At 73.8% G+C, this 21,604-nt stretch carries 22 protein-coding genes; 17 read left to right on the top strand and 5 right to left on the bottom strand.

Annotation, left to right across the window (positions count from 1 at the left end; all coding sequences use genetic code 11):
- Positions 1-2 precede the first annotated feature (2 nt).
- The 11 genes from ACZ6ZT_RS30785 (at position 3) to ACZ6ZT_RS30735 (ending at position 11,340) form a co-directional block, all read left to right on the top strand.
- On the top strand, positions 3-938 hold the full coding sequence (locus tag ACZ6ZT_RS30785) for a Gfo/Idh/MocA family protein (protein ID WP_469723477.1): 936 nt from the start codon (positions 3-5) through the stop codon (positions 936-938).
- A 68-nt stretch (positions 939-1,006) separates the two neighbouring features.
- On the top strand, positions 1,007-1,504 hold the full coding sequence (locus tag ACZ6ZT_RS30780; RefSeq protein ID WP_469723431.1) for a nuclear transport factor 2 family protein: 498 nt from the start codon (positions 1,007-1,009) through the stop codon (positions 1,502-1,504).
- Between the two features lie 7 nt (positions 1,505-1,511).
- Entirely contained in the window at positions 1,512-1,691 is a 180-nt protein-coding gene (locus tag ACZ6ZT_RS30775; protein WP_469723430.1) for a hypothetical protein, read from the top strand.
- Between the two features lie 37 nt (positions 1,692-1,728).
- Positions 1,729-2,667: an alpha/beta hydrolase gene (locus tag ACZ6ZT_RS30770; RefSeq protein ID WP_469723429.1), complete on the top strand. Its 939-nt coding sequence runs from the start codon at positions 1,729-1,731 to the stop codon at positions 2,665-2,667.
- Between the two features lie 158 nt (positions 2,668-2,825).
- Positions 2,826-3,494 carry a uracil phosphoribosyltransferase gene (gene upp / locus ACZ6ZT_RS30765; RefSeq protein ID WP_469723476.1) on the top strand — a complete coding sequence of 223 codons (669 nt, stop codon included), beginning with the start codon at positions 2,826-2,828 and terminating at the stop codon, positions 3,492-3,494.
- A complete protein-coding gene (locus ACZ6ZT_RS30760) occupies positions 3,491-4,423 on the top strand; it encodes an EamA family transporter (protein ID WP_469723428.1) in 933 nt (310 codons plus the stop codon). The genes upp and ACZ6ZT_RS30760 overlap by 4 nt, the downstream gene beginning before the upstream one ends.
- Before the next feature lie 166 nt (positions 4,424-4,589).
- The gene (locus ACZ6ZT_RS30755) at positions 4,590-4,823 is read left to right on the top strand and encodes a tautomerase family protein (protein ID WP_469723427.1); all 234 of its coding nucleotides are present in this window, start codon (positions 4,590-4,592) and stop codon (positions 4,821-4,823) included.
- Positions 4,824-4,833: 10 nt separating this feature from the next.
- Positions 4,834-5,790, top strand: a complete 957-nt coding sequence (locus ACZ6ZT_RS30750; RefSeq protein ID WP_469723426.1) for a pseudouridine-5'-phosphate glycosidase — start codon at positions 4,834-4,836, stop codon at positions 5,788-5,790.
- A 14-nt stretch (positions 5,791-5,804) separates the two neighbouring features.
- Positions 5,805-6,746, top strand: a complete 942-nt coding sequence (locus ACZ6ZT_RS30745; protein ID WP_469723475.1) for a ribose-phosphate diphosphokinase — start codon at positions 5,805-5,807, stop codon at positions 6,744-6,746.
- A 240-nt stretch (positions 6,747-6,986) separates the two neighbouring features.
- Positions 6,987-10,841, top strand: a complete 3,855-nt coding sequence (locus ACZ6ZT_RS30740; RefSeq protein WP_469723425.1) for an amino acid adenylation domain-containing protein — start codon at positions 6,987-6,989, stop codon at positions 10,839-10,841.
- Between the two features lie 355 nt (positions 10,842-11,196).
- Positions 11,197-11,340: a hypothetical protein gene (locus tag ACZ6ZT_RS30735; RefSeq protein WP_469723424.1), complete on the top strand. Its 144-nt coding sequence runs from the start codon at positions 11,197-11,199 to the stop codon at positions 11,338-11,340.
- Between the two features lie 82 nt (positions 11,341-11,422).
- On the opposite strand, the gene ACZ6ZT_RS30730 is transcribed toward ACZ6ZT_RS30735, so the two are convergent.
- The 5 genes from ACZ6ZT_RS30730 to ACZ6ZT_RS30710 form a co-directional block, all read right to left on the bottom strand.
- Entirely contained in the window at positions 11,423-12,010 is a 588-nt protein-coding gene (locus ACZ6ZT_RS30730) for an NADPH-dependent FMN reductase (protein ID WP_469723423.1), read from the bottom strand.
- A 121-nt stretch (positions 12,011-12,131) separates the two neighbouring features.
- Positions 12,132-12,317: a nuclear transport factor 2 family protein gene (locus tag ACZ6ZT_RS30725; RefSeq protein WP_469723422.1), complete on the bottom strand. Its 186-nt coding sequence runs from the start codon at positions 12,315-12,317 to the stop codon at positions 12,132-12,134.
- Positions 12,260-12,460, bottom strand: coding sequence for a hypothetical protein (locus tag ACZ6ZT_RS30720; RefSeq protein ID WP_469723483.1), 201 nt, complete (start codon positions 12,458-12,460; stop codon positions 12,260-12,262). Before ACZ6ZT_RS30720 ends, ACZ6ZT_RS30725 begins: the two co-directional genes overlap by 58 nt.
- Before the next feature lie 132 nt (positions 12,461-12,592).
- On the bottom strand, positions 12,593-15,016 hold the full coding sequence (locus tag ACZ6ZT_RS30715) for an acyltransferase domain-containing protein (RefSeq protein ID WP_469723420.1): 2,424 nt from the start codon (positions 15,014-15,016) through the stop codon (positions 12,593-12,595).
- A gap of 124 nt (positions 15,017-15,140) precedes the next feature.
- A complete protein-coding gene (locus ACZ6ZT_RS30710) occupies positions 15,141-15,629 on the bottom strand; it encodes an anthrone oxygenase family protein (protein WP_469723419.1) in 489 nt (162 codons plus the stop codon).
- A 185-nt stretch (positions 15,630-15,814) separates the two neighbouring features.
- Here ACZ6ZT_RS30710 and gdhA point away from each other — a divergent pair, with 185 nt between their 5' ends.
- From gdhA to ACZ6ZT_RS30680, 6 genes are all read left to right on the top strand, one after another.
- The gene (gdhA, locus tag ACZ6ZT_RS30705; protein WP_469723418.1) at positions 15,815-17,191 is read left to right on the top strand and encodes an NADP-specific glutamate dehydrogenase; all 1,377 of its coding nucleotides are present in this window, start codon (positions 15,815-15,817) and stop codon (positions 17,189-17,191) included.
- Between the two features lie 152 nt (positions 17,192-17,343).
- The gene (locus ACZ6ZT_RS30700) at positions 17,344-18,702 is read left to right on the top strand and encodes an AMP-binding protein (protein ID WP_469723416.1); all 1,359 of its coding nucleotides are present in this window, start codon (positions 17,344-17,346) and stop codon (positions 18,700-18,702) included.
- Positions 18,699-19,502 (top strand): thioesterase II family protein, encoded by an 804-nt coding sequence (locus ACZ6ZT_RS30695; RefSeq protein WP_469723415.1) that lies wholly within the window; start codon positions 18,699-18,701, stop codon positions 19,500-19,502. The genes ACZ6ZT_RS30700 and ACZ6ZT_RS30695 overlap by 4 nt, the downstream gene beginning before the upstream one ends.
- A gap of 47 nt (positions 19,503-19,549) precedes the next feature.
- Positions 19,550-19,915, top strand: a complete 366-nt coding sequence (locus ACZ6ZT_RS30690; protein ID WP_469723414.1) for a hypothetical protein — start codon at positions 19,550-19,552, stop codon at positions 19,913-19,915.
- Positions 19,912-20,574, top strand: a complete 663-nt coding sequence (locus ACZ6ZT_RS30685) for a nucleotidyl transferase AbiEii/AbiGii toxin family protein (protein WP_469723413.1) — start codon at positions 19,912-19,914, stop codon at positions 20,572-20,574. Before ACZ6ZT_RS30690 ends, ACZ6ZT_RS30685 begins: the two co-directional genes overlap by 4 nt.
- Positions 20,575-20,678: 104 nt before the next feature.
- The gene (locus ACZ6ZT_RS30680) at positions 20,679-21,599 is read left to right on the top strand and encodes a DMT family transporter (RefSeq protein WP_469723412.1); all 921 of its coding nucleotides are present in this window, start codon (positions 20,679-20,681) and stop codon (positions 21,597-21,599) included.
- The last annotated feature ends 5 nt before the right edge of the window (positions 21,600-21,604 follow it).

Genomic DNA, 21,604 nt, shown 5'->3' with positions numbered 1-21,604 from the left:
GGCTGCGCCGCCATCGCCCGCCGCCGGATGCCCCCGCCCTGCGGGACCGCCCCGCCACCGAACTCGTCGCGGTCGCCGACCGGGACGCCGCCACCGCCCGGGCCACCGCCGCCGAGGCCCGCTGCGAGGCCGTCACCGGATACGGGACCCTGCTCGCGCGCCCCGATGTCGACGCCGTGTACGTACCGCTCCCGGCGGCCCTGCACGCCCCGTGGGTGGAGGCGGCGCTGCGCGCGGGCAAACACGTCCTCGCGGAGAAGCCCCTCACCACCGGCCTCGCCGCCACCCGCCGCCTGACGGCGCTGGCGGCGGAGCGCGGCCGGGTGCTGCGGGAGAACGTGATGTTCGTCCACCACTCCCGGCACGCCGCCGTCCGCGCCCTGGTGGCCGACGGGGCCGTCGGCGAACTCCGGGGATTCCAGGCCGAGTTCACCATCCCGAGGCTGCCGGACACCGACATCCGCTACGACGCCGCCCTCGGCGGCGGCGCCCTGTGGGACGCCGGCGTCCACCCCGTCCGCGCGGCCCTGCACTTCCTCGGCGACCGCCTGGAGACCGAGGCCGCCGTACTGGTGCGCGGGGGACCCGGCCGCCGGGTCGACACCGCCGGCACCGCCCTGCTGCGCACCCCCCGGGGGATCTGCGCGCAGCTCGCCTTCGGCCTGGGCCACGGCTACCGCTCCCGCTACGAGATCACCGGCAGCGAGGGCCGGCTGACCGTCGACCGGGCCTTCACCCCGCCCGCCGGGCACCCGCCCCGGATCCTCCTCGAACGCCGCACCGGCACCGAGGAGATCACCCTCGCGCCGGACGACCAGGTGCTGCGCACCGTGGCGGCGTTCGCGGACGCCGTCCGCACGGCCGCCGGGCCCGACGCCGCACCGCTGCGCCAGGCCGAGCTGCTGGACCAGATCCGGCGCGGCGCCCGCCACCTGTGAGCGTCGCGCGGGGACGTCCGGCACGGACCGCCACCACCCGCCCATGAAGACCGCCCTCTGGAGAGGCCATGCCTTCGACCTACGACGACCTCGCGGAACTGCGCGAGCGGATACGGGTCCTGAGCGATCACGCCGAGCTGCGTGAGCTGTTCGACCGCTACGTCACCGCCCTCGACTCGGGCGGCCCGGACGGCCCGGACGGGGCCCGGTTCGCCGGGCTCTTCACCGAGGACGCCACCTTCTCCTTCCCCATCGGCGCGTGCACCGGGGCCGAGGCCTTCGCCGCCTTCCAGCGCGCGGCCCGCGCCCGGTGGGCGCGCACCCACCACGTCAGCACCAACCACGTGGTCGTCCTCGACGGCGACCGCGCCACGCTGCGCGCGCAGCAGCTCACCACCCACGTCCACCACGCCACGGCCGGCCCGGCCGCCCATTTCGAGGTCGGCGGCCGCTGCGAGGCCCGGGCCGTGCGTACGGGCGACGGCTGGCGCCTGAGCCACGTCGCCTCCGAGGTCGTCTGGGACTCCGGGACCCGCCTGCCCGAGCAGGCCGGAGCGCGGCTGTGAGCGCGGGATGAACGCCGTGCAGATCGCCGGCTACCGGGTGCCCGCCCAGGAGCCCGTACGCGGACCCGCCCACACGCCGGCCCGCCCCGCACCCCACCCCGGGCCGCCCCTGACCACACTGCTGCGCCGCCGGGCTGCCTGGGCGCTCGCCGTCGCCCGGAGCCGTACGGCGCGCGCCCTCGGCTGAGCCCCGTACCCCTCCACCCCTCCCGGAAGGCCCCCGCATGTCCGCACCGCCACCGACCGGCCCGCCCCGGGTCCGGCCCGTCGTCCTCGACGCGGCCGGCATCCCGCTGTCCGGGCTGCTCGCCCTGCCCGAACGGCCGGAGCCCCGGGCCGTCGTGGTGGCCCTGCACGGCGCCGGGATGAGCGCGGGCTACTTCGACAGCCGAGCCCGCCCCGGGCTCTCGCTGCTCGAACTCGGCGCCGCCCTCGGCTACACGGTGCTCGCCCTGGACCGGCCCGGTTACGGGGCTTCGGCGGCGGCGCTGCCCGAGGGGCAGGAGCTCGCCGGGCAGACCCGGACCCTGCTGGCCGCCCTGGACGGCTTCGCCCGGGAGCACCGGCTGGGCGCCGGGTACTTCCTCGTGGCCCATTCGAACGGCGGCCGGCTCGCGCTGTCCGCCGCCGCAGACGCGGACTTCGCGCCGCTCGGTCTGGACCTCTGCGGGCTCGGCCGGCGCTTCGCCGTGGAGCCCGGGCAGTCGCCCGGGGCCGCGGTGGACCTGTGGGGCCAGTGGCGCCGGCACTGGGGGGCGCTGCGGTTCTACCCGCCGGACGCCTTCCGGCTCGGGGCGGAGCTGGTCCGTCCGGTCCCCGTCCTGGAGGCCCGCGAGACCCTGCGCTGGCCGGACACGTACCCCGGGATCGCGGCCCGGACCGCGGTCCCGGTCCGGTTCACCTTCGCCGAGCAGGAGCTGTGGTGGAGGACCGACGGCGCGGCGCTGGAGGAACTCCTGAGTCCGCTGTCCGGGGCCCCCGCGGAGGTGGTCCGGCAGCCTGATTCCGGTCATAACATCAGCCTGGGCTGGGCGGCCCGCACCTATCACCTGCGGGTGCTGGCCTTCCTGGAGGAGTGTTTGCTCGCCCGGGACGCCGCGGCGGTCCGCGTCGCCCGGCCGTCTGACCGAGACCTGAAGAAGGTTGACGTGGATCTGACATAAAGGCCGTTGACCAACAGACCGGCGCCACCGAGGCTTTTCGTGAGCATTCCGGAGGCGAGTAACGAAAATCCGTCATGCGGCGACACCAGTTCCACGGCGACGCGGAGCCGGAGCCGCCGCGGCCCGTCTCTCCACCGACCGACGAGAAGCAGGTTCCCATGGCGACCGGCCACCACAACGTCCACCCGCTGCCGCAGACCAACCAGCTCCGGGCCATGCACACGGTCATCCGTGACCGCGACGCCTCGCACGCGGACTTCGTGTTCCACTCCCGGCGCATCATCCGGCTCCTGCTCGAATCGGCCCTCGACCAGCTGCCGTTCGACAAGCAGGAGGTCGTGACGCCGGTCGGTGAGGTCTACGACGGGCTGAAGCTCGCTCCGGGGTTATGCGCCGTGCCCGTGATCCGGGCCGGCGACGCCATGGTGGACGAGCTGCGCCAGATCGTGCCGGACGTCCCCATCGGCAAGATCCTCATCCAGCGGGACAAGACCACCAAGCTCCCGCACCTCCTGTACCAGAACCTGCCGGCCGACATCGCGGACCGGCACGTCCTGCTCCTGGAGCCGATGCTCGCCACCGGCGGCAGCGCCAACGCCGCGATCGACGTCCTGCTCGACGCCGGGGTGCGCGAGGAGAACATCGTCTTCGTCAACTTCCTCGCCGCTCCCGAGGGCATCGCCGTGGTCCACCGGGCGCACCCGCTCGTCAAGATCGTCACCTCCTCCGTCGAGGAGTGCCTCAACGAGCACGCGTTCATGATCCCGGGCATCGGCGACTTCGGTGACCGCTTCTTCGGCACGGCCGATTCGGGGGCCGCCCGATGAAGGGTCCCCGTACCCTCGCGGACTCGGCGATCACGGCGCTCGCGCCCGCCGTCTGGGGTTCGACGTACCTGGTCACCACGGAGCTGCTGCCCGAAGGGCGCCCGCTGCTGGCGTCCCTGCTCCGGGCCCTGCCCGCCGGCCTGATCCTGGTGGCCGTCGGACGCACGCTGCCGAAGGGCATCTGGTGGTGGCGGGCCCTGGTCCTCGGCGTCCTGAACATCGGCGCCTTCTTCTACCTCCTCTTCGTGGCCGCCTACCACCTGCCGGGCGGGGTCGCCGCGCTGGTCGGGTCCATCCAGCCGATGATCGTGCTGCTGCTCGGCGCCGTGCTGCTGAAGGAGCGGATCAAGCCGGTCCACCTGGCCGCCTGCGGTCTCGGCGCGGCCGGTGTGGCGCTGCTCGTCCTCCAGCCGAACGCCGGGCTGAACGCCACCGGTGTCATCGCCGGCCTGCTGGGCGCGCTCAGCATGGCCTCCGGCATCGTGCTCACCAAGCGCTGGGGGCGCCCCGAGGGCGTCGGCCTGCTGTCCTTCACCGGCTGGCAGCTGACCGTCGGCGGTCTGGTCCTGCTGCCGGTCACGCTTCTCGGCGAGGGCCTGCCGGACGGGATCACCGGCAGGAACCTCTGGGGCTTCCTCTACCTCGGCGTCGTCGGCGCCCTGTTCGCCTACGCGATCTGGTTCCGCGGCGTACAGCGCCTGCCCGCCCTGGCCGTCTCGTTCCTGAGCTTCGCCTCCCCCCTGGCGGCCACCCTGCTCGGCTACTTCGTGCTCCACCAGGCGCTCTCCCCGCTCCAGATCACCGGAGCGCTGATCGTGGTCGCCGCGGTGGCCCTGGCGCAGCCACGGCCGGGCCGCCGCAGGCCCGCGGCCGGGCCCGGAGCCGGGCCGGTCCGCCACCCGAGCCCACGGGAGTCCGCCCCGGCGTAACGCGCCGCCGGCTCCCGTCCGAGACTCCCCGCCGGGCTTCCCCCCCTGGACCCGGGCGGGGAGCGGTGGTGGCACACCGCGGCCTCCCCCGTCCGCGGTGTGCCGCCCACCCCCCACAGACAGAACCGCACACGTACGCGCACCACCCCGTGAGAGGACCCAGGCCGTGCCCCACATCCACGTCCGGCACTACCCGAGGAGCTTCACGGACGACCAGCTCAGGGCGATCGACGCGGCGGTCACCGCCGCCGTGACGCGGACCTTCGCCACCGGCGAGGACTCCGTCTCGATCTCCCTGGAGCCGGTCACCCCGGAGGACTGGGGCACCCAGGTCCTCGCCGAGATAGCCGCCCGCCCGGACGAGCTGATCAAGGCGCCCGGCTACTGGAACGAGAGTTGAGAGAGCCCCGATGAGCGCAAGCAGCGGCATCCCCGTCGTCTACACCGAGGAGGTCCGCGAGGCCCTCCACGACGGCGCGGCCGTCGTCGCCCTCGAAAGCAACGTCATCACCCACGGCCTGCCCTACCCGGACAACGCGGCCACAGCCCGCAAGGTCGAGGACGCCGTCCGGGCCGGCGGCGCCGTGCCCGCGACGATCTGCATCGAGGACGGCGAGATCCGGGTCGGCATGAGCGACTCCGACATCGAGCGCTTCGCGTCGCTGCCGGGCATCCCCAAGGTGTCCAGCCGCGACCTGCCCGTCGTCCTGGCGCGGGGCGGCCTCGGAGCCACCACCGTGGCCACCTCCGTCGTCGCGGCGGAGCTCGCCGGGATCCCGTTCTTCTCCTCCGCCGGCATCGGCGGCGTCCACCGGGGCGCCCAGGAGAGCTGGGACGTCTCCTCGGACCTCATCCAGTTCACCCGCTCCAAGGTCGCCGTCGTCTGCGCGGGCGCCAAGATGATCCTCGACCTCGGGCTGACGCTGGAGTACCTGGAGACGCACTGCGTCCCCGTCGTCGCCTACCGCTCGGACGACTTCCCCGCCTTCTACTGCCGTACGAGCGGCCACAAGGCGCCCCACCGCCTGGACGACGAGCAGGTCATCGCCCGCGCCGTCGAGGCCCACTGGGCCCTCGGCAACAACAGTTCCTTCCTGATCACCACCCCGGTCAGGGAGGAGGACGCCATCGACTCCGCCGAGGTGGACACGGCCATCCGCGCCGCCGTCGCCGAGGCCGCCCGGGACGGGGTGTCGGGACAGGCCATCACCAAGTACCTGATGCGCGCCGTCGACGCGGCGACCGAGGGCCGTTCGGCCACGGCCAACATGGCCGTCCTCGCCTCCTGCGCCGAGGCGGCCGGCCGGCTGGCCGTCGCCCACTCCCGCCTTCGCGCCGGAGCCTTCGCAGAGGCCGGCGCCGCGTGAGCGGCTCCGGACAGATGCTGCTCTTCTCGGGGCGCGCGCATCCCGGGCTGGCCGGGGCGATCGCCGCCGAGCTGGGCACGGAGCTGGTCCCGACGAAGGCGATCGACTTCGCCAACGGCGAGATCTACATCCGCTACCACGCCTCGGTGCGCGGCGCGGACTGCTTCGTCGTCCAGAGCCACACGGCGCCGGTCAACAAGTCCATCATGGAACAGCTGATCATGATCGACGCGCTGAAGCGGGCCTCGGCCCGCAGCATCACGGTGATCCTGCCGTTCTACGGATACGCCCGCCAGGACCGCAAGCACAGCGGCCGGGAACCCATCTCGGCCCGCCTGGTGGCGGACCTGCTGGGGACGGCGGGCGCCGACCGGATCCTGACGGTCGATCTGCACGCCGACCAGATCCAGGGCTTCTTCGACGGTCCCGTGGACCACCTCTTCGCCATGCCGGTCCTCGCGGACCACATCGGCTCCCGGGTGGACCGCGCGGAGCTCACCGTGGTCTCGCCCGACGCGGGCCGCGTACGCGTGGCGGACGGCTGGTGCGACCGGCTGGGCGCCCCGCTCGCGATCGTCCACAAGCGGCGGGACAAGGACGTGGCCCACCAGGTCACGGCCCACGAGGTGGTCGGTGACGTCGACGGCCGGGTCTGCGTCCTGGTCGACGACATGATCGACACCGGCGGCACGATCTGTGCCGCGGCCGACGCCCTGTTCACCCAGGGGGCGAAGGACGTCATCGTGGCGGCCACGCACGGGGTGCTCTCCGGCCCCGCCGCCGACCGCCTGAAGAACTCGCGTGTCAGCGAGTTCGTCTTCACGGACACCCTGCCGGTGCCCGGGGCCCTCGGACTGGACAAGGTCACCGTCCTGTCCATCGCCCCGCTCATCGCCGGGGCCGCCCGTGAGGTGTTCGAAAACGGATCAGTGACCCGGCTCCTGCAGAGCCGGTGATCGCCCGGGCGGACGAGCCTGACGGGGGCCCGTCCGTCCGATGGGGGAGGCGGCCGCACGCACCGCGCCGTCCCGGGACCTTTCCCGGGTGGCGGGGCTCCTGACTTGCGCCCCTCGTTTCTCTGATTCTTATCGCCGGGACTCGTCCCGGCCCCCGAAGCCCACCGCCGGCGCGGTGGGCCCGGTCGCGGGGGCGTGCGCGCGCCCGCTGCTCGACAACGGAACGTAAGGAAGCGGGAAATGACACTTCAGGAGACCAGCGTGCTTGAGCCCACCCTGCGCGGCACCACCACGTTGCCCGGCCTGCTCGCCGAGCGGGTGGCCGCCCACCCCGAGGCGACCGCCGTCGTCTACCGCGACGAGAAGCTGACCTACCGCGAGCTCGCGTCCAGGAGCTCCGCCCTCGCCGCGTACCTCAGACACCTCGGCGTCGCGGCGGACGACTGCGTCGGCCTCTTCGTCGAACCGTCGATCGACCTGATGGTCGGTGCCTGGGGCATCCTGACCGCCGGCGCCGCCTATCTTCCGCTGTCCCCGGAGTACCCCGAGGACCGCCTGCGGTACATGATCGAGAACAGCCAGACGAAGATCATCCTGGCGCAGCAGCGCCTGGTGTCCCGGCTGCGCGAACTCGCGCCCGCGGACGTCAGCGTCGTCACCCTGCGCGAGTCCGACGCCTTCCTGCTGCCCGAGGGGCAGCAGGAGGCGCCGGTCGCCGACGGCGCCCGCCCGGACACCCTCGCGTACGTCATCTACACCTCCGGCAGCACGGGCAAGCCGAAGGGCGTGATGATCGAGCACCACAGCATCGTCAGCCAGCTCGGCTGGCTGCGCGAGACCTACGGGATCGACCGCGGCAAGACCATCCTGCAGAAGACCCCGATGAGCTTCGACGCCGCCCAGTGGGAGATCCTCTCCCCGGCCAACGGCGCCACCGTCGTCATGGGCGCCCCCGGCGTCTACGCCGACCCCGAAGGCCTCATCGAGACCATCGTCAAGTACGGCGTCACCACGCTCCAGTGCGTGCCCACCCTGCTCCAGGGACTGCTGGACACCGAGAAGTTCGCCGAGTGCGTCACCCTCCAGCAGATCTTCAGCGGCGGCGAGGCGCTCTCGCGCCTGCTCGCCGTCCAGGTCACCCAGGAGATGCCGGGCCGCGCCCTGATCAACGTCTACGGGCCGACCGAGTGCACCATCAACTCCTCCTCCTTCGTGGTCGACCCGGCCACCCTGGACGAGGCGCCGCAGTCCATCTCCATCGGCGCCCCGGTCCACGACACCCAGTACCACATCCTGGGCCGGGAGGACCTGTTGCCCGTCGGCGTCGGCGAGATCGGCGAGCTGTACATCGGCGGCGGCCAGCTGGCGCGCGGCTACCTGCACCGCCCCGACCTGACCGCCGAGCGCTTCCTGGAGATCGAGGTCGTCGAGGGCGAGGGCCCCGTGCGCCTGTACAAGACGGGCGACCTCGGCCAGTGGAACGCGGACGGCACCGTGCAGTTCGCCGGCCGCGCCGACAACCAGGTCAAGCTGCGCGGCTACCGCGTCGAGCTGGACGAGATATCCCTGGCGATCGAGAACCACGACTGGGTCCGCAACGCGGCGGTCATCGTCAAGAACGACGGCCGCACCGGCTTCCAGAACCTGATCGCCTGCGTCGAGCTGAGCGAGAAGGAAGCCGCCCTCATGGACCAGGGCAACCACGGCTCCCACCACGCCTCGAAGAAGAGCAAGCTCCAGGTCAAGGCGCAGCTGTCCAACCCGGGCCTGCGCGACGACGCCGAGCTGGCCGGCCGCGCCGCCTTCGACCTGCCGGGGGCCCAGCCGACCCCCGAGCAGCGCAGCCGGGTCTTCGCCCGCAAGACGTACCGCTTCTACGAGGGCGGCGCGGTCACCGAGTCCGACCTGCTGGAGCTGCTCGGCGCGAAGGTCCCCGCCGCGTACTCCCGCAAGTCCGCCGACCTCGCCCCGGCCGAACTGGGCCAGATCCTGCGCTGGTTCGGCCAGTACCTCAGCGAGGAGCGGCTGCTGCCGAAGTACGGTTACGCCTCCCCGGGCGCGCTGTACGCGACGCAGATGTACTTCGAGCTGGAGGGCGTCGGCTCGCTGGAGCCGGGCTACTACTACTACCAGCCGGTCCGCCACCAGCTCGTCCTGATCAGCGGGCGGGCCGCCACCGGCAAGGCCACCGCCCGCGTCCACTTCATGGGCAAGAAGGGCGGCATCGAGCCGGTCTACAAGAACAACATCCAGGAGGTCCTGGAGATCGAGACCGGCCACATCGTCGGCCTCTTCGAGCAGGTGCTGCCGGCCTACGGCCTCGACATCCGCGACCTGGCCTTCGAGCCGTCCGTCCGCGAACGGCTGGACGTCCCCGAGGAGGACTACTACCTGGGCACCTTCGAGCTGGTCCCGCACACGGGCCCGCGCGAGGACCACGCCGAGGTCTACGTCCAGACGCACGGCGGCAAGGTCGCGGGCCTCCCGCAGGGCCAGTACCGCTACGCGGACGGCCGGCTCACCCGCTTCTCGGACGACATCGTCCTGAAGAAGCAGGTCATCGCGATCAACCAGTCGGTGTACGAGGCCGCCAGCTTCGGCATCAGCGTCGTCAGCCGCGCCCCCGAGGAGTGGCTGCACTACATCACCCTCGGCAAGAAGCTCCAGCACCTGATGATGAACGGGCTCGGCCTGGGCTTCATGTCCTCCGGCTACAGCTCCAAGACCGGCAACCCGCTGCCCGCCTCGCGCCGGATCGACGCCGTCCTGAACGCGGCCGGGGTCGACAGCGGTCCGTCGTACTTCTTCGTCGGCGGCCGGGTCAGCGAGGAGCAGCTCGGCCACGAGGGCATGCGCGAGGACAGCGTCCACATGCGCGGCCCGGCGGAGCTGATCCGCGACGACCTCGTCAGCTTCCTGCCCGACTACATGATCCCGAACCGGGTCGTGGTGTTCGACCGGCTGCCGCTGTCCGCCAACGGCAAGATCGACGCGAAGGCGCTCGCCGCCTCCGACCAGGTCAACGCCGAGCTCGTGGAGCGGCCCTTCGTCGCCCCGCGCACCGAGACCGAGAAGGAGATCGCGGAGGTGTGGGCCAAGTCCCTGCGCCGCGAGAGCGTCTCCGTCCAGGACGACTTCTTCGAGTCGGGCGGCAACTCGCTGATCGCCGTCAGCCTCATCCGCGAGCTCAACTCGCGCCTGGGCGTCTCCCTGCCGCTGCAGAGCGTCCTGGAGTCCCCGACGGTCGAGAAGCTCGCCCGCCGCCTGGAGCGCGAGGTCGCCCAGGAGTCCTCCCGCCTGGTGCGGCTGCACGCCGAGACCGGCAAGGACCGCCCGGTGCTGTGCTGGCCGGGCCTGGGCGGCTACCCGATGAACCTGCGCACGCTGGCCGGCGAGATCGGCCTCGGCCGCTCGTTCTACGGCATCCAGGCGCACGGCATCAACGAGGGCGAGTCCCCGTACGCGACCATCACGGAGATGGCCAAGGCCGACATCGAGGCCATCAAGGAGCTCCAGCCGAAGGGCCCCTACACCCTGTGGGGCTACTCCTTCGGCGCCCGCGTCGCCTTCGAGACCGCCTACCAGCTGGAGCAGGCGGGCGAGAAGGTCGACCACCTCTTCCTGATCGCCCCGGGCTCGCCGACCGTGCGCGCCGAGAACGGCAAGGCGTACGGCCGTGAGGCGTCCTTCGCCAACCGCGCCTACACCACCATCCTCTTCTCGGTGTTCACCGGCACCATTTCGGGTCCGGACCTGGAGCGGTGCCTGGAATCCTCCACCGACGAGGAATCCTTCGCCGCGTTCATCAGCGAACTGAAGGGGATCGACGTCGACCTGGCGAAGCGGATCATCTCGGTCGTGGGCCAGACCTACGAATTCGAGTACTCGTTCCGCGAGCTGGCCGAGCGCACGCTGAACGCGCCGGTGACCATCTTCAAGGCCCGCGGCGACGACTATTCGTTCGTCGAGAACAGCAGCGGCTACTCCGCCGAGCCGCCCACGGTCATCGACCTGGACGCCGACCACTACAGCCTGCTCCGCACCCCGGACATCGGCGAGCTGGTCAAGCACATCCGGTACCTGCTCGGCGAGTAGCAGCGGACCGGTTCCCACCATGCGGCCGCCCCGCCGGAGAAATCCGGCGGGGCGGCCGTCTTTTTGTGTTTGCGGGCGCTTGTCGCGGGAGCCGGTGAAAACCGTTCAGAATGCTGACGCGAGTTGACGGGGGGAAATGCTGACACATGGCCGGTTGACGGGTGTCGTCATCGGCCCGTTCGAGATCGTCACCGACGACGGCAGGTCCTACCGGCCGGGCACGAAGTACCGGACGAAACCGGCGTCCACGATCCCGTCGGCCACCGTCCGCGACAGCGCGCGGTCGGCGTCGGCGCGGTCCGCGTGACGGACGGCCACGGAGGCCAGCTCCTGCGTCGAGGAGGTCGCCCTGCGCGTGGGATTCATCGACGCGGACCGGTGCCACCGGCTCGGGGCGCTCCTGGGCAAGTCCGGGTACGGGCGGTACGTGATGGAGGTCGCGGAGTCGCTGCGCGGCCTCCCGTCCGAGCTGCGCTCCGGCTCCCTGTTCCGGGCCTGAACCGGACGGCCGGACGCCCGGAACGGGCAGGGGCCCCGCCGACGAGGACGTCGGCGGGGCCCCTGTGGTCCGGACGGGCGGATCAGCCCTCGTACGGACGCGCGGTACGGCCCTCACGGAGCGTCACGCCCCACCAGGCGAGCTGGTCGAGGAGGACGGTGGCGGCCTTGGAGGCGGCGTCCGCGTCGAGCGGGCGGCCCTCCTCGTTGAACTTCTCCCACGCGTTGTGGAAGCTCACGGTGTCGCGGACGGTGACCGCGTGCAGTTCGGCGAAGACCTGGCGCAGCTGCTCGACGGCACGCAGGCCGCCCGCCATCCCGCCGTACGAGACGAACGCGACCGGCTTGGCCCGCCAGCCCTCGTACACGTAGTCCACGGCCAGCTTGAGCGAGGCCGGGTAGCCGTGGTTGTACTCGGGGGTGACGATCACGTAGGCGTCCAGCCCCTTGATCCGCTCGGCCAGGGCGGGGGTCTCGCCGGGCGTGCCCAGCGGGTCGAGGTTCAGCTTCAGCTCCTCGACGAGGGCCGGCTCCGACAGGTCGATGACGTGGATCTCCATGTCGTCGCGCAGGGAGGCCTCGGACACGAACCAGTTCGCGACCGTTTCGGCGAAGCGGCCCGTACGGACGCTGCCGATCACGACGCCGACCTTCAGGGGGTTACCGGACATGACGGTTCCTCGATTCACAAGAAGCAATGGGGTAAGAGAGACCCGTGGTGCGGGCGGGGCATGGACAGGACCCTAGAACCTCAAGTGCCGTTGAGGTCAAATCCCCTCCGTGACCGGCGGATCAGGCCGTTCCGTCGCGCCGCAGCGAGCGCTCGGCGACCTTCCACCGGCCGTCCTCCTCGACGAGGCGGTCACGGCACACCACGCTCGCCGTGATCCGCAGTTCCCCGCCGTGCGCGGTCCGCGCGGTCAGCACGTACGCGCGCGTACGCAGGCTCCCGTCGGGCTGGGGGCGGACGTCGAGCATGCCGACCAGTGCCGCAGGTCCGCCTTCTCCACGGCCAGTTTCGCGGCGTGCGCCCGGGCCGAGCCGGCACGGCCCGCCCGGCCGGTGACCCCGGCGGAGACGTAGTCCGCGCCGGGCGGCCGGGGCGGGGATTCGGTGCTCATCCGGGTCCCTTCGTCAAGGAGGCGTACGCCGCCGCGCGGTGACTCGGCGGCGTGGATGTCCCACGGTGCCCGGCGCCACTCGAAAACCGCTCGGGGCCGACTGCAGCCGTAGCACCCCGGTCCCGGCCGTCGTCAACGGGGCAGGTGGCGCAGCCAGTCGTCCACGACGTCCGCGACCCCGGCGCTGTCCGCACCGAGCAGGGAGAAGTGGTCACCGGGCGCCTCGGCCACATGGTCGGCGTACTCCCAGCCGCACGTCCCGCGAGCCGCCGACCCCGCCGCCCGCACCAGCAGCGTCGGGACCGCGGCCGGTTCGGGCGACCAGTCGGCGAAGACCCGCAGGTGCCCGCCCATCGCGAGGAGCCGTCCGTCGTCGGGGACGCCGAGCGGGGCGTCCGGACCCAGGAGCCGCTCCGCCAGCACGGCCAGACCGCGGCCGCCCTCGCTGCGCGCGTACGTGTCGAGCAGCACCACCGCCGCCGCTTCGCGGCCGAGTTCGGGCAGCTCCCGGGCGACGGCGTGCGCGATCCAGCCGCCGGAGGAGTGCCCCAGCAGGACGGGCGCCCGGCCCCCGCCGCAGGCCCGGGCCACCGCCTCCGCCTGTGCCCGGACCAGGGCCTGGCGCGTGCGCGGCAGTACGGGATCGCCCGCGAAACCGGGGTGCGGCAGGACCGTCAGGCCCCGCCGGCCGTGCAGGGCACCGGCCAGTGCCCCGTACTCGTGCGGGCCGGAGCCCGCGCCGAGCGTGGGGAACGCGAACAGCGTGGCGGCCCCCTCCCGCCCCGGTGCCAGCTCCGCCGGAGCGGGCCAGTGCTCCACACCGGCGCGGTGGTCGTAGCGGGGCAGCAGTTCGGCCGCCGCCATCAGCAGCGCCGCGCCCTCGGCGGTACGCCCCTGGGCGTGCGCCCCGCGCAGCAGCCACGCGAGGGTGCCCCCGCCGGTCCGGGCGAGCGCCGCGGCGGACCCCGTCCCGCCTCCGGCGGCGCGCGTCCGCGCGGCCCCGGCCGGGCCGGTGGCCGGTGCGACGGCGTCGGCGCGCGCCGGTACGGAGCCGGGGGCGGCCGCGGGCGCACCGGGCGCGGGCCGGGCGGGCGCCGGGCACCGGGGGACGTCGGGCGGGCCGGGCACCGGGCCGGGGAGAGCGGCGCGGGCCGGCGCGGGAAGGTGGGTGAGCGCGGGCGCGGCGGTCCCGGGGCGGGGGGTCCCGGCGTGGGCCCGTGCGCCAGGCCGGCCCGCCGCGGCTCCGGCCATCGCCGCGTACGGCCGCTCCGGGCCGGACCCGCCGGTTCCCTCGGCGTCGGCCGGCGGTCGTGGGGCGGCGGTTCCCGGCCGTGCTCCGGCGTCGGCCGGCCCGCCGCCGGGGCGCGGGCGCGCGGTGGACTCCGGCGCCGGGGCGGTCCGGCGGCCGTGCCCGGCGCCCGCCACCCGGAGGCGCTCGCGGGGCGGCGCGCCCGCGGGGCGGTGCGGCCTGGGGGAGAAGGCGGCCCGGTCGACGCCGATGCCGTGGTGGTGCAGTGCGGACACCGCCCCGGTCAGGCTCGGCGCCTCGGCGTGGCCGCGCCGCAGGGCGGGCACGAGGGCCATGCCGTCGTCGCCGGGGACGCAGCCCCGGGCCAGGTCCGTGAGGAGGCCGTCGGGGCCCAGCTCCAGAACGGCCCCGACACCGCGGTCCGCCAGGGTGCGCACGACCTCATGGAAGCGGACGGCCTCGCGGAGCTGGACGACCCAGTACTCGGGGCGGGCGACCTCGTCCGAGACCACGCCCCCGGTGAGCCCGGAGACGAAGGTGATCGCGGGCCGGTGGAACGCGAGACCCGCCACCGTCCGCCGGAACTCCTCCAGCACCGGGTCCATGAGCGGCGAGTGGAAGGCGTGGGCGACGCGCAGCGCCTTGGACTTGACGTCCCGTTCCGCGAGTCGGCCGACGACCGTCCGCACCGCCTCGCGCGCGCCCGAGACGACGACCGTCCGGGGCCCGTCGACGGCGCCGATCGCCGCGCCCGGCACCAGCAGGGGGCCCACCTCGTCCACGCCCGCCTGGACGGACACCATGACCCCGGCCGCCGGCAGCGCCTCCGTCAGCCGGCAGCGCGCGCTCACCAGCACCGCCGCGTCGCGCAGCGACAGCACGCCCGCCACGTGCGCGGCGGCCGTCTCCCCGGCGGAGTGCCCGCCGACGAACTCCGGCACCACCCCCCAGGACTCCACCAGCCGGTAGAGGGCCACCTCGAAGGCGAACAGGTCGGACTGCGCCGTACCGGTCCGGTCCGGCCCGTCGGCGCCGGCGTCCCCGGGGAAGGTGGTCCCGGGGAAGGCGGCCTCGGCGCCGGCCTCGTGCAGCTCCGCCCGGGCCGCGTCGAAGGCGGCGGCGAACACCGGGAACTCCTCGTACAGTTCGAGCCCCGGCCCGGGCCACCGGCCGCCCCGCCCGGGAAACAGCACCGCCAGGCCCCGGCCCAGCGCCGCGGGGCGCGCCCGCAGGTCCGCGGGGCGCCCCGCCGTAGCGGGCGTCCCGGCGGGGGTCCGGCCCGGAACTCCACGCGTGTGTTCAGGCATCGTCCCTCTTCCACCCGCACGGAGCCGCGCCACCTGGTTGCCGCAGATGTTGCGCACCCCCGGTGGAGCCGCGCTCGCGGGCGGCTGAACCCCGTGCTCGGCGGGCCGGCCCGGTCGCCCGCCCCTAGCGCGAGCGTCCGTACAGGACCAGGGCCCAGGCCAGCAGGCCGGTCGATGCCGTGGTGAGCAGGGTGCGCCAGAGGTTGGCGCGGACCCACGGGGCCTCGAAGGCGCGGCGTACGGCGGCCGGGTCGGCGAGCCGGTCCGCCGCCTCCAGGGCGTTGTTGAGCGGGATGTTCACCCGGCCCGTGACGGCCATGGCGAGGACGCAGGCCGCCAGGGCCCCGGTCAGCGGCGGCAGTACGGCGTGGCCGTCCGCCGGGAGGTGCAGTACCAGGGCGAGAGCGGTCAGCAGCAGCGAGCCGAGGTAGCCGGCCAGGAACCAGCCGTTCAGGATGGCCGTGTTGATCCGCCGCATCACCTCGACGACCGTCCGGTCCTCCGCGCCGCGCAGGCCGGGCATCACCGCCACCTGGAACCCGTAGAACAGGCCGCTGACCAGGCCCATGGCGAGCGTCGCCGCGATCAGTGACGCGAACCGTGCCGTTTCCACGCAACCGCCTCCCCCCGTGCCCCGGCAACGGCCGGGAACCTTCCGTGCGGGCCGATCCTACGGTTCGCGGGCACCGCGTCCCGGCATGTGGGACGGGGCCCGCGGCCGGTCCAGTGCCCCCAAGGGGCTTTGCCGGAGCGCGATTCGCGCGAGGTACCCTCCGCCTGGGCCCGCACGCCCCACCCATGACCGACGTCGGAAGGAAACTGACCGTGACCGACCCCAAGGACAGGCTGGACGCACTGCGGGCGGACATCGAGCGCCGCAACCCCGCGCAGCCCGAGTTCCACCAGGCCGTACGGGAGGTCCTGGACACCCTGGGACCCGTCCTCGCGGCCCGCCCCGAGTACGCGGAGGCCGGCCTGGTCGAGCGCCTGCTGGAGCCCGAGCGGCAGATCATCTTCCGGGTGCCGTGGACGGACGACCACGGCCGGGTGCACGTCAACCGGGGCTACCGCGTCGAGTTCAACAGCGCGCTCGGCCCGTACAAGGGCGGTCTGCGCTTCCACCCGTCGGTGGACATCGGCGTGGTGAAGTTCCTCGGCTTCGAGCAGATCTTCAAGAACGCCCTGACCGGCCTCGGCATCGGCGGCGGCAAGGGCGGCAGCGACTTCGACCCGCACGGCAGGTCCGACGCCGAGGTCATGCGCTTCTGCCAGTCCTTCATGACCGAGCTGTCCCGGCACATCGGCGAGCACACCGACGTCCCGGCCGGTGACATCGGCGTCGGCGGCCGCGAGATCGGCTACCTGTTCGGCCAGTACCGCCGCATCACCAACCGCTGGGAGGCCGGCGTCCTGACCGGCAAGGGCCAGGGCTGGGGCGGTTCCGCGATCCGGCCCGAGGCCACCGGCTACGGCTCCGTGCTGTTCGCCGCCGAGATGCTGAAGGTCCGCGGGGAGTCCCTCGACGGGCTCGGTGCGGTCGTCTCCGGCTCCGGCAACGTGGCCCTGTACACGATCGAGAAGCTCCAGCAGCTCGGCGCCAACCCGCTCACGGCCTCGGACTCGTCCGGCTACGTGGTCGACGACAAGGGCATCGACCTGCCGCTGCTCAAGCAGATCAAGGAGGTCGAGCGGGGCCGCGTCGAGGAGTACGCCGCCCGGCGCGGCCCCTCCGCCCGCTTCGTGCGCGGCGGCCGGGTCTGGGAGGTCGCGGCGGACGTGGCCTTCCCGTCGGCCACGCAGAACGAGCTGGGCGCCGAGGACGCGCGCACGCTCATCGCGAGCGGGGTCAAGGCGGTCTCCGAGGGCGCGAACATGCCCACCACCCCCGAGGCGGTGCACCTCTTCCAGGAGGCGGGCGTCGCCTTCGGCCCGGGCAAGGCCGCCAACGCGGGCGGCGTCGCCGTCAGCGCGCTGGAGATGGCGCAGAACGCGGGCCGCGTGGCGTGGAGCCGCGAGCGGGTGGAGGACGAACTCGCCGGGATCATGCGGTCGATCCACGCGGTCGCGCACGAGACGGCGGAGCGCTACGGCGCCCCGGGCGACTACGTGACGGGCGCCAACATCGCCGGCTTCGAGCGGGTGGCCGACGCGATGCTCGCGCAGGGCGTGATCTAACCGTCGTTCCGCCGCACGCGGCCGCCGCGGTCGCCGCCGAAGCCGCCCCGCGCCCCCTGCCCCGTCGCCGACCGGGGGCAGGGGGCGCGCGGGTGGGGGCAGGGCGGCGGCGCGTAGCCTGGGCCTCCCCACCACCGACAGGGAGTTGCCGCGTGCTGACCGCACTTGACGGGACGTACGGCGACCGCGCGGACGCCGTACGCGTCGCCGGACGCACCGCTTCGTACGAGGAACTGCTCGGCGCGGCCGGGGCCGTGGCCGCCGACGTCGCCGGAGCCCCCGCCTTCGCCGTCACCGCGACCGCCTCCCTGGAGACCGTCGCCGCCGTCGTCGGCGCGCTGCTGGCCGGGGTGCCGTTCGTACCGCTGCCGCCGGACGCCGGGCCCGCCGAACGCGAGCACATCCTCAAGGACTCCGGCGCGGTCGAGTTCGACGTCGACTTCGCCCGGCGCGCCGCCGCCCCGGCCACTCCCGCCGCCCCCCGTACCGGCGACCCCGCGCTCATCCTGTACACCTCGGGCACCACCGGCCCGCCCAAGGGCGTGGTCCTCGGCGCCGACGCCCTCGCCGCCGACCTCGACGCGCTCGCCGAGGCCTGGCGGTGGACCGCCGAGGACACCCTCGTGCACGGGCTCCCGCTCTTCCACGTCCACGGCCTGGTCCTCGGCGTGCTCGGCGCCCTGCGCACCGGCAGCCGCCTCGTGCACACCGGCCGCCCGACGCCCCGGGCCTACGCCGAGGCGGGCGGCAGCCTGTACTTCGGGGTGCCGACCGTCTGGTCCCGCGTCGCCGCCGACCCGCGGGCGGCCGCCGCGCTGACCGGGGCCCGGCTGCTGGTCTCCGGCAGCGCCCCGCTGCCCGCCCCCGTCTTCCGGGACCTGGAGCGCCTCACCGGCCACCGCCCCGTCGAGCGGTACGGGATGACCGAGACGCTGATCACCCTCAGCGGCCGGGCCGGCGGCGAGGTCCGCCCCGGCACCGTCGGCACCCCGCTGCCGGGCATCCGGACCCGGATCGCCGCCGAGCCGGGCGCCGAGATCGGCGAGCTCCAGCTGACCGGGCCGACGCTGTTCTCCGGGTACCTGGGCCGCCCCGAGGCCACCGCGGCCTCGTACACCGAGGACGGGTGGTTCCGTACGGGCGACATCGCGGCCGTCGACGCCCGCGACGGCGTCCACCGGATCGTGGGCCGCGCCTCCATCGACATGATCAAGTCCGGCGGATACCGGATCGGCGCGGGCGAGATCGAGAACGCCCTGCTGGACCACCCCGGAGTGAGCGAGGCGGCCGTCGTCGGCGTCCCGGACGCGGACCTCGGACAGCGCATCGTCGCCTTCGTCGTCGCCGAGGGGGTCACCGGCGCCGAGCTGACCGACTTCGTCGCCGCCCACCTGTCGGTGCACAAACGCCCGCGCGAGGTCCGCTTCGTCGCCGCCGTGCCGCGCAACGCCATGGGCAAACCGCAGAAGAAGCTGCTGCTCGCCGACCACTTCCCCGAGGACCCGCGATGAACGCCGCCGACCGCGCCCACAGGAGCGCCTGGATCCGCCGCTTCCACCCGGCGGCGCACCCCGCGGACGCGCCGGTCCTCGTCGTCCTCCCGCACGCCGGCGGGAACGCCTCCTTCTACTTCCCGCTCTCCCGGGCCCTGGCCGCCCACGCCGAGGTCCTCACCATTCAGTACCCCGGCCGCCAGGAACGCCTCGCCGAGCCCGCCCCCGACACGGTGGCCGGGCTGGTCGACGGGGTGGAGGAGGCCCTGCTGCCGTGGCGGGAGCGGCCGCTGGTCCTCTTCGGCCACAGCATGGGCGCCGTCCTCGCCTACGAACTGACCCGCCGGCTGGAGGCCCGTGGCGCGGGCCCGCGCGGCCTGGTCGTCTCCGGCCGGCGCTCCCCGCTGGCGGCGCGCGAGCCGGAGAGCGTCCACCTCCGGGACGACGACGCCCTGCTGGCCCACGTGGCCGCCCTGTCGGGCACGGACCCGGCGCTGCTGGCCGACCCGGAGTTCCGGGCGCTGATCCTGCCCGCGCTGCGCGCCGACTACCGGGCCGTCGAGACCTACCGCCACGCGCCGGGCCGCCCCCCGCTGCGCACCCCCGTCAGCGTCTACGTCGGCGACCGCGACCCCCGCGCGAGCGTCGCCGAGGCGATGGCCTGGCGCGACCTCACCGAAGCCCCCTTCACCTTCCGCACCTTCCCCGGCGCCCACTTCTACCTCACCGACCACCACCAAGCCCTCACCCAAGCCCTCACCGAGGACCTCCCGGCCTTCACCTCCGCCTCCCGTGCGGAGCCAGGGCGGGGCGTGTGACGCGTCTGCGGTACCCGGGGCGGGCGGGGCGCGGGATAATCGGGTGCATGGACACGGTCCCCTCCCACGATTCCGCTCCCACGGCCGCCGAGGTGCTGTACGCCCGGTACGCGGGCCGGCTGCCCGCCGCGCTGGAAGAGCTGGCCGGTCCCTCGCACGGCGTGGTCCGCGTTCCGCTGCACGTCGCCTGGTCCGGGCTGCGGGCCTACGACCTTGACCGGCCGCGCCAGCGGATGGGCCTGTACCGCACCGTTCTGGCCGAGGGGCGGCGCGAGGACCTCGTCACCCTGCTGGACCGCGACCTCCTCGTCGCCCAGTGGCCGGTCCTGCGCACCCTGATCAGCCGGCACCTGCGGAAGGCCTGGGAGGACGCCTTCCCCGACCTCGCGACCGCAGTGTCCGCCGCCGCGTGAACCTCAGCGACCTGCACCGCCGCCTCCTCACCGCCGTCATCGACATCGGGGCCCCGTACCCCCTCGTCCTCACCGGCGGTTACGCCGTCCAGGCCCACGGCCTCGTCGACCGCCTCAGCCAGGACCTCGACGTCGCCACGGAGAACCCCGCTCCGATGCCCGAGATCGTGGCCGGGCTGGAGCGGGGACTGATCATGCGCGGCTGGCGGGTACGGGTGCTCGACGTCGACGCCCTTTCCGCACGTCTGATGGCCACCGACCCGGACACCGGGGACGAGTGCGAGGTCGACGTGCTCAAAGAGCACTTCTGGTCTCCCCCGGCGCAGACCGAGTACGGGCCCGTACTCGCCTTCGACTCCGTCGTCGGTACGAAGGTCCGTGCGCTGGCCGACCGTGGCGCCGTGCGCGACCTCATCGACGTCCACGCCGCCTCCCGGCACCGTGCCGCCGCCGACCTTGAGCGCCTCGGCGAGCGGCACGGGCGGGACGAATTCCGGCTGGAAGACCTCCGCGACCGCCTGGCCGGAGCGGACTGGGCCGACGACGACGAGTTCGCCGCCTACGGACTCACCGAGCGGGAGACCACCGAGCTGCGTGTCTGGGCCCGGGGCTGGGCCGACGAGCTGGGGCGGCGGTTGCACCCTTACGAGGACGACTGAGCGAGGGGCGGGGCCGGTGGGGGAGGGGCCGGAAGTGGTCGGTGGGGAGGGGGGCGGGGGACAACAGGGGTTTTCCGTGGGGGGTTTGGTGCCACCATCGGGGGATGGATCAAACGGCTGGTGAATCCAGAACCGATCAGCGTGCTCTGTTAGCGGCCGGCGTCACCGTCGTGATGTGGGCCTCCGCGTTCGTCTCCATCCGCGCCTCCGCCGACCACTTCGGGCCCGGCGCGCTCGCGCTCGGCAGACTCCTCACGGCCTCCGTCGCGCTCGGGGTCGTCCTGCTCGTCAAACGGGTGCCGCCGCCGCCGAGGCAGGCGTGGCCCGGGATCCTGGCGTCCGGGGTGCTGTGGTTCGGGCTGTACATGGTGGCGCTGAACTGGGGCGAGCAGGGCGTGGACGCGGGGACCGCCGCCATGGTGGTCAACATCGGGCCCCTGGTGATCGCCCTGCTGAGCGGGTGGCTGCTGAAGGAGGGGTTCCCGCCGATGCTGCTGGCGGGGATGGCCGTCTCCTTCGCGGGGGCCGCCGTCGTCGGCATGTCCACCTCCAAGGGCGGGGGCGCCTCCCTCGGCGGGGTGCTGCTCTGCCTGGTCGCCGCGCTCGCCTACGGGGCCGGGGTGGTCTCGCAGAAGCCCGCCCTGCGCTACGCGAACCCGCTCCAGGTGACCACGTACGGGTGCTTCGTCGGAACCGCCTGCACCCTGCCCTTCGCCGGGCAGCTGTTCCACCAGATCCCCCAGGCCCCGCTGACCGCCACCCTCAACATGGTGTACCTGGGCCTCTTCCCGACCGCCCTCGCCTTCACCACCTGGACGTACGCCCTCTCGCGCACCACCGCCGGGAAGATGGGCGCGACCACCTACGCGGTGCCCGCCGTCGTGGTGCTCGTCGCCTGGATCGTGCTGGACGAGGTGCCCGGCTGGTGGACCCTGCTCGGCGGGGCGATCTGCCTGGCGGGCGTCGCCGTCTCCCGCAGGCGGCCCCGCGCCGCCGCCCCGCGGGCGGTCCAGCCCGCGGAATGAGCCGG

The organism is Streptomyces sp. NPDC102258 (assembly GCF_055584685.1).
The sequence above is the reverse complement of the archived record's forward strand: the minus strand, read 5'-3'. Positions and strand labels throughout refer to the sequence as shown.

Coding starts and splice junctions, on each gene's coding strand:
- ACZ6ZT_RS30775 (WP_469723430.1), top strand. CDS start 1,512: ATGAACGCCGTGCAGATCGCCGGCTACCGGGTGCCCGCCCAGGAGCCC.
- ACZ6ZT_RS30725 (WP_469723422.1), bottom strand. CDS start 12,317: ATGCTCGACGTCCGCCCCCAGCCCGACGGGAGCCTGCGTACGCGCGCG.
- ACZ6ZT_RS30730 (WP_469723423.1), bottom strand. CDS start 12,010: ATGTCCGGTAACCCCCTGAAGGTCGGCGTCGTGATCGGCAGCGTCCGT.
- ACZ6ZT_RS30740 (WP_469723425.1), top strand. CDS start 6,987: ATGACACTTCAGGAGACCAGCGTGCTTGAGCCCACCCTGCGCGGCACC.
- ACZ6ZT_RS30690 (WP_469723414.1), top strand. CDS start 19,550: ATGGACACGGTCCCCTCCCACGATTCCGCTCCCACGGCCGCCGAGGTG.
- ACZ6ZT_RS30715 (WP_469723420.1), bottom strand. CDS start 15,016: ATGCCTGAACACACGCGTGGAGTTCCGGGCCGGACCCCCGCCGGGACG.
- ACZ6ZT_RS30770 (WP_469723429.1), top strand. CDS start 1,729: ATGTCCGCACCGCCACCGACCGGCCCGCCCCGGGTCCGGCCCGTCGTC.
- ACZ6ZT_RS30680 (WP_469723412.1), top strand. CDS start 20,679: ATGGATCAAACGGCTGGTGAATCCAGAACCGATCAGCGTGCTCTGTTA.
- gdhA (WP_469723418.1), top strand. CDS start 15,815: ATGACCGACGTCGGAAGGAAACTGACCGTGACCGACCCCAAGGACAGG.
- upp (WP_469723476.1), top strand. CDS start 2,826: ATGGCGACCGGCCACCACAACGTCCACCCGCTGCCGCAGACCAACCAG.
- ACZ6ZT_RS30780 (WP_469723431.1), top strand. CDS start 1,007: ATGCCTTCGACCTACGACGACCTCGCGGAACTGCGCGAGCGGATACGG.
- ACZ6ZT_RS30695 (WP_469723415.1), top strand. CDS start 18,699: ATGAACGCCGCCGACCGCGCCCACAGGAGCGCCTGGATCCGCCGCTTC.
- ACZ6ZT_RS30745 (WP_469723475.1), top strand. CDS start 5,805: ATGCTGCTCTTCTCGGGGCGCGCGCATCCCGGGCTGGCCGGGGCGATC.
- ACZ6ZT_RS30750 (WP_469723426.1), top strand. CDS start 4,834: ATGAGCGCAAGCAGCGGCATCCCCGTCGTCTACACCGAGGAGGTCCGC.
- ACZ6ZT_RS30760 (WP_469723428.1), top strand. CDS start 3,491: ATGAAGGGTCCCCGTACCCTCGCGGACTCGGCGATCACGGCGCTCGCG.
- ACZ6ZT_RS30720 (WP_469723483.1), bottom strand. CDS start 12,460: ATGAGCACCGAATCCCCGCCCCGGCCGCCCGGCGCGGACTACGTCTCC.